Source organism: Sphingobacterium zeae, from assembly GCF_030818895.1.
GTDB lineage: Bacteria > Bacteroidota > Bacteroidia > Sphingobacteriales > Sphingobacteriaceae > Sphingobacterium > Sphingobacterium zeae.
In genome coordinates this window covers 1,485,995-1,504,904 of the sequence record NZ_JAUTBA010000001.1, presented here as the reverse complement: position 1 = coordinate 1,504,904, position 18,910 = coordinate 1,485,995, and the positions used below count along the sequence as shown (strand labels likewise).

At 34.3% G+C, this 18,910-nt stretch carries 17 protein-coding genes and 1 pseudogene; 12 read left to right on the top strand and 6 right to left on the bottom strand.

Annotated features, from left to right (window positions below; translation table 11 throughout):
* The first annotated feature begins 17 nt into the window (after nucleotides 1–17).
* The 4 genes from QE382_RS06225 (at nucleotide 18) to QE382_RS06210 (ending at nucleotide 4,746) form a co-directional block, all read left to right on the top strand.
* The gene (locus QE382_RS06225; RefSeq protein ID WP_307185131.1) at nucleotides 18–1,328 is read left to right on the top strand and encodes a GlcNAc-transferase family protein; all 1,311 of its coding nucleotides are present in this window, start codon (nucleotides 18–20) and stop codon (nucleotides 1,326–1,328) included.
* Between the two features lie 4 nt (nucleotides 1,329–1,332).
* Entirely contained in the window at nucleotides 1,333–1,653 is a 321-nt protein-coding gene (locus tag QE382_RS06220; RefSeq protein ID WP_209578895.1) for a 2Fe-2S iron-sulfur cluster-binding protein, read from the top strand.
* A gap of 69 nt (nucleotides 1,654–1,722) precedes the next feature.
* Entirely contained in the window at nucleotides 1,723–4,101 is a 2,379-nt protein-coding gene (locus tag QE382_RS06215; protein ID WP_307185130.1) for an outer membrane beta-barrel family protein, read from the top strand.
* Nucleotides 4,102–4,119: 18 nt separating this feature from the next.
* On the top strand, nucleotides 4,120–4,746 hold the full coding sequence (locus QE382_RS06210; RefSeq protein ID WP_293940117.1) for a glycosyltransferase family 32 protein: 627 nt from the start codon (nucleotides 4,120–4,122) through the stop codon (nucleotides 4,744–4,746).
* A gap of 180 nt (nucleotides 4,747–4,926) precedes the next feature.
* Here the strand turns inward: QE382_RS06210 and QE382_RS06205 are convergent, their stop codons facing one another.
* Nucleotides 4,927–5,166 carry a helix-turn-helix domain-containing protein gene (locus tag QE382_RS06205; RefSeq protein ID WP_307185129.1) on the bottom strand — a complete coding sequence of 80 codons (240 nt, stop codon included), beginning with the start codon at nucleotides 5,164–5,166 and terminating at the stop codon, nucleotides 4,927–4,929.
* A 117-nt stretch (nucleotides 5,167–5,283) separates the two neighbouring features.
* Here QE382_RS06205 and tnpA point away from each other — a divergent pair, with 117 nt between their 5' ends.
* The 3 genes from tnpA to tnpC are packed head-to-tail and all read left to right on the top strand — an operon-like array spanning nucleotide 5,284 to nucleotide 7,448.
* Nucleotides 5,284–5,565 (top strand): IS66 family insertion sequence element accessory protein TnpA, encoded by a 282-nt coding sequence (gene tnpA, locus QE382_RS06200; RefSeq protein WP_307185128.1) that lies wholly within the window; start codon nucleotides 5,284–5,286, stop codon nucleotides 5,563–5,565.
* A complete protein-coding gene (gene tnpB, locus QE382_RS06195; protein WP_307185127.1) occupies nucleotides 5,565–5,903 on the top strand; it encodes an IS66 family insertion sequence element accessory protein TnpB in 339 nt (112 codons plus the stop codon). Before tnpA ends, tnpB begins: the two co-directional genes overlap by 1 nt.
* 48 nt (nucleotides 5,904–5,951) lie before the next feature.
* A complete protein-coding gene (tnpC, locus tag QE382_RS06190; RefSeq protein WP_307185126.1) occupies nucleotides 5,952–7,448 on the top strand; it encodes an IS66 family transposase in 1,497 nt (498 codons plus the stop codon).
* A 146-nt stretch (nucleotides 7,449–7,594) separates the two neighbouring features.
* Here the strand turns inward: tnpC and QE382_RS06185 are convergent, their stop codons facing one another.
* Nucleotides 7,595–8,281 (bottom strand): hypothetical protein, encoded by a 687-nt coding sequence (locus tag QE382_RS06185; RefSeq protein WP_307185125.1) that lies wholly within the window; start codon nucleotides 8,279–8,281, stop codon nucleotides 7,595–7,597.
* Between the two features lie 607 nt (nucleotides 8,282–8,888).
* Here QE382_RS06185 and QE382_RS06180 point away from each other — a divergent pair.
* Genes QE382_RS06180 through QE382_RS06170 form a run of 3 tightly spaced genes read left to right on the top strand, consistent with a single transcriptional unit; the run spans nucleotide 8,889 to nucleotide 12,525 of the window.
* Nucleotides 8,889–9,038: a hypothetical protein gene (locus QE382_RS06180; RefSeq protein ID WP_307185124.1), complete on the top strand. Its 150-nt coding sequence runs from the start codon at nucleotides 8,889–8,891 to the stop codon at nucleotides 9,036–9,038.
* A gap of 23 nt (nucleotides 9,039–9,061) precedes the next feature.
* Nucleotides 9,062–9,403, top strand: coding sequence for a response regulator (locus tag QE382_RS06175; RefSeq protein ID WP_307185123.1), 342 nt, complete (start codon nucleotides 9,062–9,064; stop codon nucleotides 9,401–9,403).
* A gap of 38 nt (nucleotides 9,404–9,441) precedes the next feature.
* Nucleotides 9,442–12,525, top strand: coding sequence for a lantibiotic dehydratase (locus QE382_RS06170; RefSeq protein WP_307185122.1), 3,084 nt, complete (start codon nucleotides 9,442–9,444; stop codon nucleotides 12,523–12,525).
* A gap of 7 nt (nucleotides 12,526–12,532) precedes the next feature.
* Here QE382_RS06170 and QE382_RS06165 read toward each other — a convergent pair whose 3' ends face one another.
* The 3 genes and pseudogenes from QE382_RS06165 to QE382_RS06155 all read right to left on the bottom strand — a co-directional run bounded on the left by QE382_RS06165 (nucleotide 12,533) and on the right by QE382_RS06155 (nucleotide 15,939).
* Nucleotides 12,533–13,237 carry a LytR/AlgR family response regulator transcription factor gene (locus QE382_RS06165; RefSeq protein WP_307185121.1) on the bottom strand — a complete coding sequence of 235 codons (705 nt, stop codon included), beginning with the start codon at nucleotides 13,235–13,237 and terminating at the stop codon, nucleotides 12,533–12,535.
* A 13-nt stretch (nucleotides 13,238–13,250) separates the two neighbouring features.
* Nucleotides 13,251–14,411, bottom strand: coding sequence for a sensor histidine kinase (locus tag QE382_RS06160; protein WP_307185120.1), 1,161 nt, complete (start codon nucleotides 14,409–14,411; stop codon nucleotides 13,251–13,253).
* Between the two features lie 367 nt (nucleotides 14,412–14,778).
* Nucleotides 14,779–15,939 (bottom strand): annotated as a pseudogene (locus QE382_RS06155) (IS3 family transposase).
* Nucleotides 15,940–16,240: 301 nt separating this feature from the next.
* On the opposite strand from QE382_RS06155, the gene QE382_RS06150 reads away from it, so the two are divergent.
* Entirely contained in the window at nucleotides 16,241–16,696 is a 456-nt protein-coding gene (locus QE382_RS06150) for a hypothetical protein (RefSeq protein ID WP_307185119.1), read from the top strand.
* 34 nt (nucleotides 16,697–16,730) lie between these two features.
* Here QE382_RS06150 and QE382_RS06145 read toward each other — a convergent pair whose 3' ends face one another.
* The gene (locus QE382_RS06145; RefSeq protein WP_307185118.1) at nucleotides 16,731–17,951 is read right to left on the bottom strand and encodes a M12 family metallopeptidase; all 1,221 of its coding nucleotides are present in this window, start codon (nucleotides 17,949–17,951) and stop codon (nucleotides 16,731–16,733) included.
* 339 nt (nucleotides 17,952–18,290) lie between these two features.
* On the opposite strand from QE382_RS06145, the gene QE382_RS06140 reads away from it, so the two are divergent.
* The gene (locus tag QE382_RS06140; RefSeq protein ID WP_293956534.1) at nucleotides 18,291–18,872 is read left to right on the top strand and encodes a hypothetical protein; all 582 of its coding nucleotides are present in this window, start codon (nucleotides 18,291–18,293) and stop codon (nucleotides 18,870–18,872) included.
* The last annotated feature ends 38 nt before the right edge of the window (nucleotides 18,873–18,910 follow it).

Here is an 18,910-nt window from a genome sequence, read left to right as displayed (position 1 = left end):
CTTAATCCGAATCAAAAATGTCAATTTTTGTCCAAATAGCAGCATATAGAGACCCATTATTGGTTTCAACATTGAAGGATATGCTTGAGAAAGCAACGAATCCGGAAAACTTGAATATAACTATTTGCCATCAATATAATCCTGAAGATAACTATAACCTTGAATTTAAAGAGTTCAAAACTCATCCTCAAATCAATATAATTGAAATTCCATATAAAGAATCAAAAGGTCTGTGTTGGGCAAGAAATTTAATCCAACGTGAATACAAAGATGAAGCATATACGTTACAAATAGACTCGCATATGAGATTTATTTGGGAATGGGATAGGATCTTGATAGAAATGCTTGAATCTTTAAGGCTAAAAGGTATTAAAAAACCAATCTTAACAACTTATCCTCCTCATTTCGAACCTTTTAATTTTAAACATGAAGAAACTGCGCCAAATCAAATTATTTTCCGTGAATTTGATAAACATGGAATATATCCTATTGGATGGCCATCAGAAATTCCTAATTGGAAAGTTCTTACTGAACCTATACCAGCAAGATTTCTAGCTGGGGGATTCTGCTTTTCAATAGGAGCTTTTTGTAAAGAAATCTTAGATGACCCTCACTTATATTTTTCCGGTGAAGAGATTAATCTAGCCGTTCGAGCTTATACACATGGCTATGATTTATATCATCCCCATATAAATATTACTTGGCATTATTATACCCGAAAAGAAACACCTAAGCACTGGGATGACCATTTTGATACAGGAATTTTGGAGAATCAAGCAATGCGACGATTAAAACGTCTATTTGAGCAATCAGAAAAAAGAACCTACTATAATTGGGGAGATTATGGACTGGGAAAAGTTAGGCATTTAAAAGATTATGAAAGATATTCGGGAATATTACTCAATGAAAACAAAATACAAGATTATACTTTAATGAACCTTCCCCCGATAAATCCAACCATTTATAATAATGAAGAGGAATGGAAAAACAGTTTTTATTCATATGTAAACAATTATATCCATATACCAAACTCTGTTATTGATGAAAATGAATTGTATTTATATGAATTTGCTCATTTAAGATTTATGAGTAACAATGATGAAGTTCATCAACAAGCCCTTAATATAGATGAAATTTGGAAAAATAAAAGTTCTGATGAAAAACATTGCAGAATTGAAATCAATTTCAAATGTAAAGATCTTCCAGATTCATGGATTCTTGAACTCCATAATAAACATGGAGGAAATAATAAAAGAATAAAAGGAAGGATGCCTTATTTCCAAGCCGGATTGAATGGTTTTGCTATTAAAAATTGTATAAATTTATAAAATAATGTCAACAACAAATAAACTAACATTTATTAATGAAAAAAGAGGAATTGAAAAGGAAATAGTAACAAATGAGGATAAACCTATTTTAATTCTTGCAGAACAAGAGAATATTAACCTCCCTTATTTATGTCGAACTGGTGATTGTAATAGTTGTATTTGTAAATTAATTTCGGGGAGTATTATTCATACTACCCAAACAACATTACAAGACCAAGACATAAAAGAAGGATATTTCTTAGCATGTACTGGCTTTGCAACTTCGGATTGCGTAATTAAAACCCATCAAGAGAAAGAGTTTGCAAGATATAAAAAAGGAATTTAACTAAATCTTTCGTTCAATAAAGTCAATTTTTGACGGAAAATGCAAGTTTTCCATAAATCTTAAATGAAAATGTCCAAGTATTTATTAAGCTTTTTTTTGATATTACAATTTTTGAGCCCCGTTTTTGCACAAAGTGTGGAAGGAAAAATTATTACTGCGGAAAATAAAAATCTCGAATTTGTAACTATCAAACTTATCCATGATACCACCGTGTTACAATATTCTTCTTCTGATCAGAATGGTAATTTTACTTTCAATAACTTGAAGGAAAAATCAACATATCGTCTAAAACTTCAACATACAGGTTTTATCGATATTGATACCACATTTATTTCAGGACATTTAAAAAAAATGACTTTTAGGATGACTGAAAAAGTCAATACTCTAAAAGAGGTAGTTGTCAATGGCAATAAACCTCTTATTGAACGGAAAGTAGATCGTCTTGTATTTAATGTTCAAAATAGTATGGTATCTTTAAGTGGTGATGCTATGGACGTTTTAAAAGTCACCCCGCTTGTTATGGCGGAAAACGATGCATTAAGTATTATAGGTAAAGGTAGTGTAGCCATTATGGTAAATGATAAAATCCTACGCATTTCTGGCGATGATCTAACTTCCTATTTACGAAGTATACCATCTGAATCTATTGAAAGTATCGAAGTCATAACCGTTCCTCCATCTAAATTTAGCGCTGCAGGGAATGCTGGTATTCTAAATATTAAGCTTAAAAAAATAGTCAATGATTTTTGGAGCGCATCCGCCCGCTCCATATTTACACAGACAACTCACCCAACTATAAATTTAGGAGCCGGCTTCAATTACAAAAAGGACAGGCTCTCGCTTTATTCTAGTTTAAATATGACTGAGGGTTCTGTTTTATTCACAGAAAAACCCCATATAGCTTATAATACACAGGATTGGAACACCATAAGTAAAAAGAGGAGCTTTAGCAAATATTATAATGGAAGGATACAAGCTGATTACAAAGTGAGTGAAAAATTGAGTGTTGGAGCTCAGGCTTTTCTCAATGATAATAGACCACATGCAAACGATAATACTATTACAAATATTATGCAGAAAACAGGGCTTCTGGATTCTATTATTAATGGAAATGGTTCACAAAATTCTACGACTAATAGTTTAGGCTTAAACTTCAATTCGACATATTCCCTTGGAAAGGATGGACAGGAAATAGTTCTCGACTTAGATCATTATAGAAGCAATTTTGATAATTTTCGAAGCTTTAATTCAGAAACATTTCTACCTAATGGCACCCCTATCCAGAACAATAAATGGTATTCAGGAAATAATGGCCAGAATGTTTTTACAAATACTTCCTTTAATTTAGATGTTGAGCAAAAAATTAAAATGTTTGACATCAATTATGGTATAAACTTCTCAACTTCTCGTAATAGAAATAATTTACAGTCTGTCGCAACTTCTAGAATTACAGATACCATTTTCAATTATTCAGATGAGTTTGAATTCAAAGAAAATATTGGCTCACTATTTTTCTCTATTAATACCGCAATTAGTAAAAAAATAGACCTTAAAGCGGGCCTTCGAATTGAAAATACAACTACAGAAGGTATTTCAAATACCCTAGTAAAGAAGTATGAGAATAAATACATGAAATTCTTTCCGACACTCTACACCTCATATAAAATTAACGAAAAGAACGCTTTTTCACTTGGATATGGAAGAAGAATAGAGAGGCCTGCTTTTCTTGCAATGAATCCATTTGCTAGATATATTTCAAAATATTACTATACTGTTGGAAACCCTTATTTATTACCATCTTTTTCTCATAATATAGAGATGAATTATTCCAACAATAGTAATTTAAATCTTTCACTTTATACCAATTTTGCAAAAGAACAAATTGCTCAAACTGCCATACCATATGAAAACTCAAAGATGGTAGTTGACACCATGCAAAATTTTTATGATATGTCAACAGTTGGGTTTACAGCAATTTATACTTTGCGTAAAAGTAACTGGCTTGAAAGCAGCTTCGTATTCAATGGATACCACAGGAACATAAAACAATATGACAATAAAATCGTTCCGGATTATAATGTAAATGTTATCTATTTAAGCTTAGACAACAATTTCAAAGTTAGTAAAAAGATTACCACCCAATTATCAAGTTTTTATTATTCTCCTCAGATTACAGGTATTTTTCGAAGATCACCACGGTTTAATGTAAACCTAAATTTTAGATACAAAATAAACGAACAATGGGACCTCGCACTATTTGCTAATGATATTCTCAAAACACAACAAGGTAAACTAAAAGCGATTGTCAACAGTGTACAACAAACGTATGACAATTATTATGATAGTCGAAGCATTAGACTATCAATATCTTTTAGGTTTGGCAGCATGAACATCAGTGCTAGACAAAGAAACTTTATCAGTGATAAAGAAAAACAAAGGGCATATTAATAATTTATAACGAGAGATATGATTGAGCCAATTATTCATCAAATTTTACTATCTGATATTCCCAATTCACTTATATATAAATGCTTAACTTCATGGACAAAAATGAAAAATTTTGGGTTCAAGATAAAATATTGGAATCATGTGGAGATATCAGACTTTATTTCCATTAATTATCCTAATGCTCTACAGGCTTTTATAAATGCTAGAAATCTTGCCGAAGCATCAGACATAGCAAGGTATCTAATTGTTCTACATCATTCAGGTATATATGTAGATTGGGATATAGAACTGGTGGATTCATCGGATTATTACCGCAAAATCTCAAATTTGGATAAAGGGTACTTATTGCAAGATCCAAGAAACGGGACTTTCGCGCCTGAATGTTTTTCAGCCGAAAAGAACGAACCTTTCCTTAGTAAACTAACGGATGATATCATTTCTGTCTATAATTCCCGCCAGCTTCCCCTTACGCCTTATTATTCAGGCGCATATAGGATGCGGGAATCTATGAATGATTATTATTGCAACCAACAAATTCTACCAGTAAAAGATATTTTTGAATTTGATTATTCAGAAATAAGGGAACCTTTTCAAAGACAGGTCAAAAAACCTTTAATCCATTATTGGTTACATACATGGTTGTAGTATTCCGTCTCGATAAGGAAGGCTTATAATTGATTTTCATTTACAATATCATCTATATAAAACGACAAAATTAAAACTAAATCTCCGATTTGGTCATGCTTTAATTTTATAAACATTAATTGTCAAAAGAAATAGCCATAGTACATCTTTTTCTATCATTATCAATTGCAGAGGTTTCTATTAATACCATTTTATTATTAGAACAAGCTTTTTGAGATGCAATGTTATCATCCCTGCGTGGAACGACTTTTCCAACAGGGGATCCTCCTGTTTAAGAAGGTCTTCCGTATTGAAACCGCCGTCGGCCATCTTTTTAAGATAGGACTTCACCGTATTCTTGCTCATACCAAGGATGCGGGCGATTGTTTTTATTCCGCTACCGCTCTGGTACAATCTGATTAATTGCTTTATCTGACTCATTCGTTTTGGTTTTCCAGCCATCAGTGATCCGAATTGTTTGATCACTAAGTAACAAAAACGTATCCGCCCTACCAAGTACATATTTTCTGAGCGATGTATAATGCGGAGCTTTGCTAAATGAGCAAAGAAGAAAAAAGAATACAGATGTTTGCCCTGATAGCAGACTGGCAACAAAGCGGTATAAGCAAGAAACGATACTGCGCAGAAAAAGGGATAAATGAGGCCACCTTTTATTATTGGTATTCGCGCAGTAAAGAAAACGTTTCGTCTGCGGGGAGTTTTATATCCATCGACAAGGCCTGCAGAAAAAGTGAAGTTGAGGTAATTTATCCCAATGGTGTACGTATAAAGGTAGAAAATGATCTTGGACTTCTCTCTCAATTGATCCGTCTGTACTGATGTTTGCGCTAGGCTCATCGCATAGGTTTTATCTTTATGATGGTTTTTGCGATATGAGGAAGTCTTTTGATGGACTTTGTGGACTGATCAGTTCAGGAATGCAGCGGCAAGCTACCAGTGGGGAGGTTTTTGTGTTCCTAAACCGTAGCCGTACGCACGTGAAGCTGTTACATTGGGAGAAGGGTGGCTTTGTGCTGTATTACAAACGGCTGGAGAGCGGTACTTTCGTACCGCCCAGTATAAAAAACGGAGAGTTGTCATGGAGTGATCTGGTGCTGATGATTGAGGGGATACAGGTCGTAAAAAGTATTCAAAAAAGACGTTTTACTTTGCCTTAAAAGCGGCATTTAATTGCATGAGCGCGGGTAATTCCGTATCTTTAGGGTATGGAAACAGCACTGGAAAATCTCTCAAAAGAAGACCTTATCAAGGTCATTTCCAGTCGTGACCAAGCCCTTGTTGAAAGAGATGAAAAGATAGATTACCTAGAGTCCCAACTCGCTATGTACAAGCGTATGCAGTTCGGGCAGAAGCGTGAGCGATTCGAAGGCGATCCAAATCAGACCATGCTTCCCTTTGAAGCAGCGCCGGCCGAAGTTATACAGCAACAGGAGGAAATCAAAGAAAAGATCGAGTATGTACGTAAACGACCTAATCATAAAGGACGTGCTAAATTACCTGCCCACCTCCCTGTAGAAGAGGTTGAAATCCATCCCGAAGGTGATCTATCCCAAATGGTTTATATCGGTAAAGAAATTACGGAAGAATTGGAATGCGAACCTGCAAGGTTCTATATCAAACGTTACATCCGTTATAAATATGCTGCCAAAGATAAATCTGCCGTGGCCATTGCCGAGCTTCCCGAGCGTGTAATCGACAAAGGAATCCCTGGGCCGAGCCTGCTTGCGATGATCCTTACCGGTAAATATCAAGATCATCTCCCGCTATACCGACAGAAACAGATCTTTGCCAGAGAAAATATACAGATAGCTTCCTCAACAATCGAAGGATGGGCCAGACAAGCCTTGGAGAAACTGGAACCACTCTATGAACAACTCGTCTTCCAGACCAAATCACAGGGTTATTTACAGGTTGATGAAACCCCAATAAAAGTATTGGACAGCGATAAAAAAGGCGCTGCCCATCAAGGCTATTATTGGGTGTACCACGCTCCATTGGAGGGAACCGTGCTGTTTGATTATAGCCCTACCCGTGGTGGCATTGCCGCTGTGCCTATGCTTGGAAACTTTAAGGGTTATCTCCAGACCGATGGCTATACTGTATACGAAAAGTATGGCAAAAAGAAGGAAGTGACGCACTTGGCCTGTTGGGCGCACGCACGCCGTGAGTTTGAAAAAGCATTGGATAATGATAAAGCAAGAGCTGAAAAGGCATTGCTAATGATCCAGAAGCTTTATGCCATTGAGCGGAAAGCCAAACACGAAAATCTAAGCGCAGAGCAGATCAAAGAACTTCGATTGACCGAATCCTTACCTATTATTAACGAGCTGGGCAAATGGATCTTTGAAGAGATAAAAAGCACATTGCCTAAAAGTCAGATCGGTAAAGCTATGGCGTATGCATACGCTAGATGGGATGCGCTATCAGCATACCTGTATGATGGAAATCTGCACATAGACAATAATCTTATCGAGAATGCCATTCGCCCCGTTGCACTGGGACGAAAAAACTACCTCTTCGCAGGAAGCCATGAAGCAGCACAGCGTGCGGCGATGATCTACTCATTCTTTGCTAGCTGTAAAAAGCATGAGGTGAACCCTTTCCAGTGGTTAAAGCATACCTTGGAAAACATCATGTCAATAAACCATAAAAACTTAAAGGATCTATATCCTCAGAACTTCAAAAAATCAGCAGACCTGTAGTTCATAGGCCGGATACACAAAAACTACTTGCTAAGGGGTCAGCATGCTCCAGCGCAATGAACTGAAAAATGAAATAGGGGGTCAACATCAGCCAGTATGGCAGTTGAATAACAGCTTTAAACGCACTACGCATCCCTAATTCTAATTCAATTTTGAGGGGTCAGTTTGTTCAAGTATATCCAATCATATTCAATGAGAAGATCCTCTACATTTTCAGAAGTTGGGTGCTCAATATTTAATAGCCTCCCCAAAATCATGTAAGCATATCTTAACTCGCCTCTTTTAACCTTCCTTCGTCGAACTACACTGATCATTCCATTTATTATTACTTGAATTAGGTCAGAGCTTAAAGATGCCTTAACTAGTTTCAGTTTGACTATTTCAACGTTATTCTTAAATATCCCCATTCCAATAAATGAGGCATATTTTGTCAATGGCAATTCTCGTAACAGCTTTTCATTTAATTTTTCACAATCATCTAATAGAGACTCAATGATTGATAATATTTGCAGATACAATTTGCGAATATCATTACTCTTCTCACTGATAAATTTAATTTTAGATATGTTGATTAAATAAGTGTAAATTTTGTCGCTGGTCAATATGAGCTGGGACATTGCCGTTTTTGCTTTTTTAGTAGCAGTTCCAATAATTTCAGTAAAACTAGAAAGGAAGTTAATCATGTTGATTTTAAGCAGTTCCAAGAATTCAGTTTGATTAATCATCATATTATTATGATCAGAATATTCGAGAGGACAAAATACTTCTTCAATTTTAAATAACCATTTACTTGTGGACCAATCGGAATATATAGTTTCTTTAGCAAATTGCATAGGTTTAGAATTTGTTAGTCTGATATAATTGAGTATTTGGATGAAGCGTAACCCTCAAAATTCTGATGGGTTAAAGCTTTTCAGGAAGTTTTTTATAATTAGATTAAGATTTGCCACAATTGAAGGCTGATCTCATTTTTAAGTCAATATTATCAATAAAGTAGACTTCTTGGCCGATAAATACAGAAAAATGTCAATCTCATATTTTTAGAAATCGACATTAATATTCCCAATATATAAACCGTTATTGATTCGTGCCATACTACTTCGAATAACCTAGTTCTTGGTCACTATGATCTTAAGGGACATGGATAAGATTCTATATGATGAAGAAATCCGCTTCCATTCCATTGTCAATTATTATAACACATAAAGAGTCACGAACCAACTTTTCTCGTCAAACTCAATTTTCACCTATCCAAAACAATGGAATTACTCGATAAACTGGAAAAACATAGAAAAAATGCCTTTAAATCCTGTAAAACAAAGAAATAGGGTAAAATAGGTAGTTCATATTGGTCAAACTCGAGTTGGACGAGAATATTTTTTTTGAGTGGATAGTAGGCAGATTTTAGTGAAAAATATTAGTCACTAAACAATAAAAATTATGGAACTATCACATTCAGAAATTGAACAATTTTTAAAAATCGAAAAGGAAATTATCGGAAGTGCGGATTATTCAAATAGTACAGGTAAAGGAATCTTTGACGAGACTGAACAAACTGGTACAGTCACAATGACAACTTCCTATTCATAAATGATTATTTATTAAAATTTAACATGATGGAGAATGGTTTTTCATGTATACTTATTGAAGATGAAGCGTTAGCGATTGAGATGCTACAAGACTATATTAGTCGTAGGAATGATCTAATCCTTATGGGAACTGCTATCGAGCGATCAGAAATCCAAAGTCTACTGAGGATTTGTTCTCCTACAATAATTTTCCTTGATTTAGTTATACCTTATGGAGATAAAAATGATTTCAATTATTCAAAATTTCCAGAGTCCTCAATTTTTGTTATAATTTCTGCTACACCAATAAGCCACTATAATGGAGAAATTCCAAATGGGGAAATATATGAACTATTGAAGCCGATTTCTCTTCGAAGATTTCAATAAATGTATAGACAAAATTTTAAGAAATATTAAGGTAACTAATGTATAGGCTTGTTAAACCTGCAGATTTCTTTATAATTAGAAACCCAAGATTGCCAATTAGCTTTTTCGATAGAGTGAATAATTGCAAGACTGAATTGGAATTTTGGGATTTTATCGTTGAATTTTTCAAAGATCCACAGTTGCTTGATGCAATTGCTATAGCCAGTCAAGACCTTTTTAATCAATTAGAAACATTATTAAATAAACCCTTTACACAGGAAACTAGGAATATATTGCCGTCAATATATAAATACATCAGTAGAATGTCTAACCGCCCTACTCCATTTGGAAAGTTTTCATCTATTTCAATCGGGAATATTTCAAATGTAAATACCAAACTTGTTTTAAACAACAAGTTTCTTTCTAAATACCGTTTGGATTATGCGAGCCAGGAAATTATAAATAAACAGTTATTAAACGATGAAATTGCGATTGAGAAAATAATCTTTTATCCAAATTCAACGCTCGTCAATAATGGTGACAACTTCTCATACATCGAATATACAGAGCATTTTTCTGACAGAAAATTTAACTGGTCGAGGATTAACTCAAACATTTTAATCAATACAGTAATTGCCAATACGAGCAAAGGGAAAACAATCAAACAAATAATAAATTCTATTGGACAGTTTGGGGTAACAGAAGTTCAGGCTAGAAAATTTATATTTGAGCTAATTGAGCATAAAATTCTCATACCAGAAACTGATCCTATTACTACAGTTGATAGCTTAGATAATTTTTTCAATAGAGCCCTTAATATATCTAAGGGAACAAATTTTTATAATAGTATTATTGAACTTTCGGAAATTTTAGCTAACAGTGAGTCAGAGGGAATCAGCTCATCGAAATGTATTATCAAGGAAGCTTTTTCGAGTTTATTTCATAAAGATCCCAAAAATTTGTTCCAAGTGGATTCAATGAGAAAAATGACCGAAGGCAATCTAAATGATATTGAAATTTCAATTATAATACGCGAGATATTCGAATTAATACATTTAAATCATAATAAAAAAGCTGACGACCTACAACTTTTCACAAAGAAATTTTACTCACGATATGGAGATCAGGAAATACCCTTGATGGAGGCTTTAGATTTTGAACAAGGCATTGGATATGGTACTCAAGCCTCAATTTTAGAAAGAGAACTCCCACTGCTAAATGGACTAACTGGCAGTCAAACAAACAATATCCCCGATTATTCTGAATTTGTTGAATCAATTGTAGAAAAGTATTCTGAAAAGCCAGATTATAGTAAACGTTCAATAGAACTGAAAGAAAAAGACTTTGAGATATTTGGGATGAAGAATAATTCAGAAAAAAACAAGTTACCCCTTGGCTTATATATATTCGGTAACCTATTAGAAACAAAATCTGATATTAAGGATTTCAGATTTCATTTAAAAGGTTGTGGAGGCTCATCGTCTTTACCGTTGCTCACCCGTTTTTCATATCTTGATGAGACACTAAAGACCAAACTTTTAAAGCTTGCACGAGAAGAACAAAACCAATTAAATGAAACTATTCTGGCTGAGATCGTATTTTATCCTAAATCCAATGCCGGAAACATTCTTGCAAGGCCAAGTTTATACGAATATGAAATTCCTATTATTGGTCAAGCTGCCGTTGATAAGGATCATACAATACCATTAAGTGATATATATTTAAAAGTAGTAAACGGAAAGGTAATTTTAAGGTCACAAAATCTAAATAAACGTGTACTTCCTAGACTCAGCAGCGCGCATAACTTCCATTATGGAATGACTATTTATAGATTTTTATGTGATGTTCAACAACAAGAAAATTCCATTAAAATTTCTTGGGATTGGCACCCAAACACAAAAAAAAATTTCTTTCCCAGAATATGCTATAAGCATCTTATTCTTTCCCGTGCCGAATGGCATATCCCACATATAGAATTTAGGAATTTGAATCTTAGGGATGCTAATGAAAAAATCGAATATTTTGTAAAAAAATACCAGCTTCCTACAAAAGTTTTAATCGCCAATGGAGACAATGAAGTTTTAATTGATCTAGATAACGAAATTGGGAAACAGATCTTTTTAAAAGAATTGAATAATTATGATTTAAGGCTAATTGAAAATATTTATGATGAATTTAGTAGCCCAGTTATTAATTCTGACGGCGAAGTATTGTCCAATGAAGTGATTATTCCAATTATTGGAAATTCCACTAGAGATTCCTCTTCCCTGCCTATTCAGTCCGAAAGTAATATTAAGCGAACATTTGTTCCGGGAAGCGAATGGCTATATCTCAAAATTTATTGTGGTGAAAGAGAAAGCGATAGGATCATTCAAGAAGAATTGCAACGGATAGTTCAAGGGCTAAAGCAACATGATAAAATTCAAAAATGGTTTTATATCAGATATGCCGATCCAGAACCGCATCTGCGCGTACGATTTCAATTAAATGGAGAATTGGAAAGTACATTTTTAATAGTCTCGAAAAGTATCAACAATATCTTGGAGCCATTAATTAAAAGTCGCCGCATTTCAAAGTTCATGATTGATACTTATGAACGGGAACTTGAACGTTATGGTTTCTCAAACATTGAAAATTGCGAATCTATATTCCATTTAGAGAGTGAAACGATTTCCAAATTATTACCCTATATTAAACGTGAAGGTGAAAGCCTTAGATGGAAGCTGGCATTAGGAATGACGAAGAATCTTCTTTCAGCATTCAATTATACAATTGCTGAACAAATATCATTGCTTAATTTATGGAGAGACCGTTTTCTTAAGGAATTTGACACTGTACCAAAATTAAAGTACAAACTGGATAAAAATTTCCGGGAAAAGAAGGATGAAATCTCTTCATTTATGAAAATAGAAAACACTAATTATTGCTCGATACTCAATGAATATAAGGCCCAAATGACTTTAGTCGCAGAGAAATGCAATAAGAATAAAGATTTTCAAATGATGAACTTAAGAATAATTGGCTCTCTAACACACATGCTTTTGAATAGAATTTTCTTCACCAAACAAAGAGAACAGGAAATGGTAATTTACCATTTCCTTGTTAAGATCTTAAATTGTGAGTTCAAGAGAACTGAATGTTAAAAAGCTATTAACCTCCCGTTAATCCCAAACGTTTAAACAATTCTGCTTTATATTGACCACCAATTGGCACATCGTCCAAACTGCCTCTCATTTTTATTATATTACCTTCAACTTGCTTGGCATAATCTAGATTAATGATGTAAGATTTGTGCACTCGGATAAACTGCTTTGCATTGACCAAGGATTCTTCCATTTCCATTAGTTTTTTCCACACATGGTACGTTTTTTCCAATGTTTCAACCCATACGTAATCCTTATCTGCCTTGATTGAATATACTTCATCGTAAGGTGTAATGATAATATTTGACCTATCTTTAATTATAAGAAAGTTCAGTTCCGGTTTGGTTCCCTTCTCCAGGTTTAAGTACGCCTGGGCTTTTTCTATAGTCTGCAAAAGACGATCTACGCCAAATGGCTTAAGTATATAATCTAAGACATTTAATTGATATCCTTCGATAGCATGTGATGGATCACCAGTAACAAATACAAATAAAGGAGGATTTTTAAGGCTTTTAAGAAAATTAACACCATCCAAATCAGGCATTTGAATATCACAGAACACCAGATTTATTTCTTTTGATCTTAACACTTTCATTGCATCAAATGCATTATTAAATACTCCCACAATTTCTATATCGGGAATTTTCTCTAAATGAGACACGAGTATTTCCTGTGCCAGTTGTTCATCATCAATTACAATACATTTAATCATTTTTCAAGATTTATTACAATTCAATTTCAAGTACGACAGTGTAACTATTCAGATTATCAGATATGTCTAATTTATATCTATCCTTATATCGAAGTTCCAGTCTCCTATTAACATTTTTCAATCCAATGCCGCCTTTTGGTGGTTCAGTACTGCTTTTATTTACTCCATTAGCAACTACGAATTTCAATACCCCGGCATCAATTGTTAATGAAACATCAATCCATGCATCTGCTCTGCTTCTTTCTGGTCCATGTTTGATCGCATTTTCGATAAAAGGCAATAGCATTAATGGGACTATTCGATAAGGTTCCTTTATCTTTTCTATATTAAAATTCAGATTTATGTCATTACCAAATCTGATCTGGATAAGGTCCAGATAATCATTTAAAAACTGAATTTCTTTTGCGATGAATATTTTATCATCATTGGTCTGATAAAGCAAATACCGTAACATATTAGACAGTTTCATTATGGTATTAGGAGTACTGGGTTCTCCTTTTTCAGCCAGCCTATATATGCTATTTAACGTATTGAATAAAAAATGGGGAGAGATCTGAGATTTAAGAATTTCTAGTTCCATCTTAAGGTTATCTCGTTCCAGATTTGCTTTATCTAATTCAAGATTAGTAGTCTTTAATTCTAAATTTGCTTTTTCAAGTTCGAGTTCTGCCTGGTTCTTTTCTAATAAGAGCATCTTGTTACCTTGAACAATAAGATGCTTAACCAATTTTGGTGTTAATGGTAGGGATACAAGGGTTAAATAATCAGGAAATGCACCAGGAAATTTTTTAAGTCGATAAATACCGAAATATCCATCACTGGTAAAAAATTTCACATACTTATAAATGCCACTACCTTCCTTTAATTCAAAGTCAGTAAGAAAGTCACATGCAAAATAAGTAATATTTAACCACCATATATATGATAGGATTATAAATATTATGAGGGGAAGTACTTTTCTTTTTTCTATCCATTTTGAAATAAGCCAAATACCGGAATAGAACAAGGATGTAGTGACAAAAAGTTCTTTTGCTACTAAAATCCAGATATAGTTCCCTCCTAGCCTTCTATAAGTAAAATAATACGTAAAAAAGACTAACATCCAAAAAATTATATGCACGATCACCCTTACGAAAGGCGTATACCATTTCCCCCAAATAACTTCACTTCTCATGTAATATTGGTTTACTTACTAATATCTTTTTATTCAATATGTAGTCAAAAATTTACTAAATATAATAAAGAAAGATCTTAAAGAAAGATAATCGCTACATAACATGACACAAGAATAATTTTCGTAAAAAATAACAGCCTCTAAATAAAGGAATTAAAAAAAATATTCAGCTTTTTTGGTAAGCTTAGAGATATCAAATCATTACATTTTAAAATATTGTGGTATTTCAAAAGTTTGTCAAGGTCAAATTGCTGTTAGACGAAAATATTTAATACTAAGGTTTAATAAACATATTTTGATTGGTTATAAATTTTAGTCAGTACTATACCTCCCTGATCAATGACCTCTCCCGATATTTAGGCGTCTTCTAAAGTAGAAAATTCTGCTGTTTTCTTTTTTTTATAAACATTTCAGGAGTCAAATCCCCTAAAAAGCTGTGGAGTCTGAAGGTGTTGTACTCTTCCATCCAGATTTCAATTTTTTCCTTCGCATCTTCCAATGACAGGAACCAATGCGCATTTAGGCACTCGTCCCGAAAACTTCCAATGAATGACTCAATATACGGATTATCTGTTGGTTTTCCCGGTCTGGAGAAAACCAATTTCACCTGATGCTCATATGCCCATCTATCGACCTCCTTGGAAATAAATTATTCACCTGTGTTTGTTTTTATTTGGTGTTCATGATTGCTCCGCAATTCCGATCCGTTATCCCCTTGGATTTTTCTGGGTATTGCCTGTTGGAATAGTCGGAGCTCTTCCAAAACAGAAACAACGTCATTTCCTTTAAGCCTCTATCCAACCTCAATAGCCATGCATTTACGGCTATAGTTATCCACTATAGTTATCCACTATAGTTAAGCAGCGGATTTTCCTGCCATCGAACAGCGCATCAGCGACAAAGTCCATACTCCAGCAGTCATGTAAATTGGAAAAAACCGGTCTCTCGGATCGATGAGCAGCGGCACGGCAGCGTCTAGGCCTTTTCACCAGTAGATCTAAGCCTTCTTCCTTATAAATTCGATAAATCCGTTTTGTATTATCCCGCCGGCCTTCACGTTTCAAAAGAACGACGATTCACTCTATTCCGTAACGGACACGTGATTCAGCAATGCTTTTTATGCGAAGGCGTAATGGGCTGTCATCTGATCTATGGTGTTTATAATACCAAACTGAGGTGCTCGGCAGAGATATCTCGCACGCTGTGCGTAGGGAAATTCGATAATCAGAAATAAATCCGGTAACCATGCTTCTACGCTGCGAAGGCTTTAAAACTTTTTTTTAATACATCCTAGAGCATCCGTTTGTCCTAAGATCGGCCACGAGCTTTTTCAGCTGTGCATTTTCTTCTTCCAATTGCCGGAGCTTACGCAGCTCCAATACCCCCAGCCACCGTATTTCTTATTCCAGTTGTAGAAGGTAGCTTCCCTGATACCCATTTTTCTGCAGACTTTTTCCACACGGATACCTGTCTCGGACTGTTTGATCGCAAAGGCGATCTGTGCTTCGGTAAACTTTGATTTTTTCATCGTTTTTCCTCCCTTTTAAAATTAGTAATTCAAGTCCGAATTCCCTACTTTTAAATACTCCAGTTTTTTGGGAAGAGGTCAATTCTATTTGGTTTCATTTTGATTTTTAAAGGTTCAGTTATCACAGTAAGTATATATTTTATTAAAAACAATCGAAAATATTCTCGACGAACTCAGAGTTGAAATATATCAAAGTAGTTTTTTACTCGATCAAAGATTTACCAAACACAGAGAATGCCTTTAGGTGTAGCATTATTTAGACAATAATCGTTTAAATAATTACTAATCAAACGAGAAAAAAATGAGAAATTCATTCAAATTACTTCTTTTATCAGCATTTTTTATTTTTAACGAATCTTGTAAAGAAAATGAAATCGAGCCTCCTATTATAGATCCTCCCATGTATAGTAACCAATATGCCTGGAAAGAAACTGCTATAAAAAAGGGAAATGAAGATTGGAAAGAACTTCCAAATGGTAATGTTCTTCGCCTTTATACTGATTATAAAGTGGATGCCGATACTATGTTTGGAGCTTATGAATATAATGGCATAAATGCAAATATTGGGATAAATACTCCACCATCAATATACAAAGGATTTATTAAAAAGAAGGATTCACTATTTTTAAAAATACCAAATGAAAAAGGACAGGAAAACTCTTATGTTTCCTTGAATTGTGAAATTCTGAATAACTCCGAAATGATTATTAGGAATGGAAAAAGTGATCCTGTGGTAAGTATCAAATACAAAAGATAAAAGAAACCCGTATGTAAAATACGGGTTTCTTTTATTATAAATTTGTGTGATTATTTGTTAACCTACAACAATTTGGAGGATTAGGATTACCATTATTCAAATATGCTTGCAAACTCGATCGTTCTTGAGCAGTCATTACAGTATTATCAGATTTATAAACAGTTGGAGCCAATTCTCTATAAACGTCTGATCTGGCTATATATGGTAAATAGAAATAGTTAGCATACGACCTATCCAAATCTGATAGTGCAGTTCTATTAACAGGATAAGTCCCCCCTGCATTTAATGTAATCACAGGAAAATTAGCATCTTTAGCGAAATCGGTCATACCATACATCATAATTGAATTTAGATCAACACTACTTCCAAACATAAAATAATTCCCTGTCCGCTTATCAAAATTCGCTTTATAATCATCACCAGTTAGCCTACATCTATCAGGATGGACAGTAATGGTATTGTCGCGATCAGGTCTAGTATGCTCGTGGTATAAACCAATGGCATGCATAATTTCGTGCGCCACAACACCCATAGGAACTGAAAAAGGAGGCAAAAAAGGCCCCATTGATTCATCCTGCTGAAGGCTTAACCATTGACCAGCATCTCCCCGACCCTGTGTCGCTGGATTCTTAACGGCATCCCATCTCCCAACAGTTGACCAATTTCCTTCTGCATTCCAAGCACTAGGATTAGTAGAAGTACCATGAAAGAATTCGATGTAGGGATAATAAAATCCCCATTGAGAATCATAAGTAGGCTGGCCTGTTGCATTATAAAACCTAATATTTGTTGTTGATTCAATGTGTTGAATGGCGGCACTAATGGCTAACCTTGCCCCAGCGCTGACATTGGAATTTACAGTATATCTTACCATAGCCCACATTCTATTTTCGTTTGGGTGAACACCAACACTTTTGGTATTGGGATTTGTTCTAAATAATCTACCCGAAGATGCCGGTGACGCGTTTTGATAAGGTTGATCCAAATCTTCTTTGGCAACCGCTTCAAAAGAATTATTCGTTTTTATCAATTCAAATTGACTAGGTGTCAGTAAGATGTCACCTTCTATAAAATAATTCTCACCACGTTTCTCAACCGTTGCCCCAGACTCTAGGGTAATAAATTCACCTTTAGCCCTTTTCGCTATTTCTTGAATATGTTTCGGTTGGTCAGCTATCTTGTCCTTACTGCAAGATAAAAGTAAAGCTATCATCAATAATGATAGAGTTTTCAAATTAAGTGTTTTCCTGATCATAATAGTGTTTATTAAGGTTAAAAAATAATCAGACATTTAATACCTAGATATTTCACCCAGAATTTCATCGAAAACTTCTTAGAAGTTCCAAATTGATAAGCGATTATCAAAATACTTTTACAGAATAATAATATTGAAACATTTACGATCCACAAAATTTTCTCGACCAACTTGATTTTGACCCATATAACGTTAGGAAAATCCTCGACAAAATAATCCACAATAAATACTTTTTGCCATACAAAGTCATTCATAAAAACTAATAAATAATCAAATAATTAATAACTGTAGCATTATGTAGGTTCAAACCGTATAACTGACAATCAAAACATTATAATTATGAGGACGATAATATTATTTTTAACAATCATTTCCATTGGACTATATTCCTGCGACAAAAACGGTAATCTCTTACCTAGTTCAAATAAACTGGAAATACAGAAAGATGGGATTACTTATGTAGATGCAAGACATATAATTCTAACACCTGGAGCACCTAATAGCCCATTTCTAACTTACAATCCCCCACCAACTGATTCGTATCAGCAGTATAAGGAAAACTTCACATTATCTGCCTCTCCATATACAAAAGGTGAAAATCCCAAAGGATTTGACATTACCATCTATTGTCCCGTAAACGGAGGAGTTGTTTTAAACAAGAAATATGAAATAAAGCCAAATGCTGGAAAAGAAAGAATCCAAATTGAAAAGGGAAACAGATATTTTGATGATTGGGACAATGCATTTATTCGATACTCTGATAATGATAAAATCTACTATTATGGGACAGGTTACATCATGTTCACACATTTTGATGATGGAGGCAACCCAAGCAATGCTAAAGGTTCTGGAATAATAGAATTCACCATCCCAAATGAAAATGGAGGTAGAACATCTTTGAAAGGAACTTTTACGTTATAAATTGTATTTAGATCTTCTCTTAAAAGGTCATCCACCAA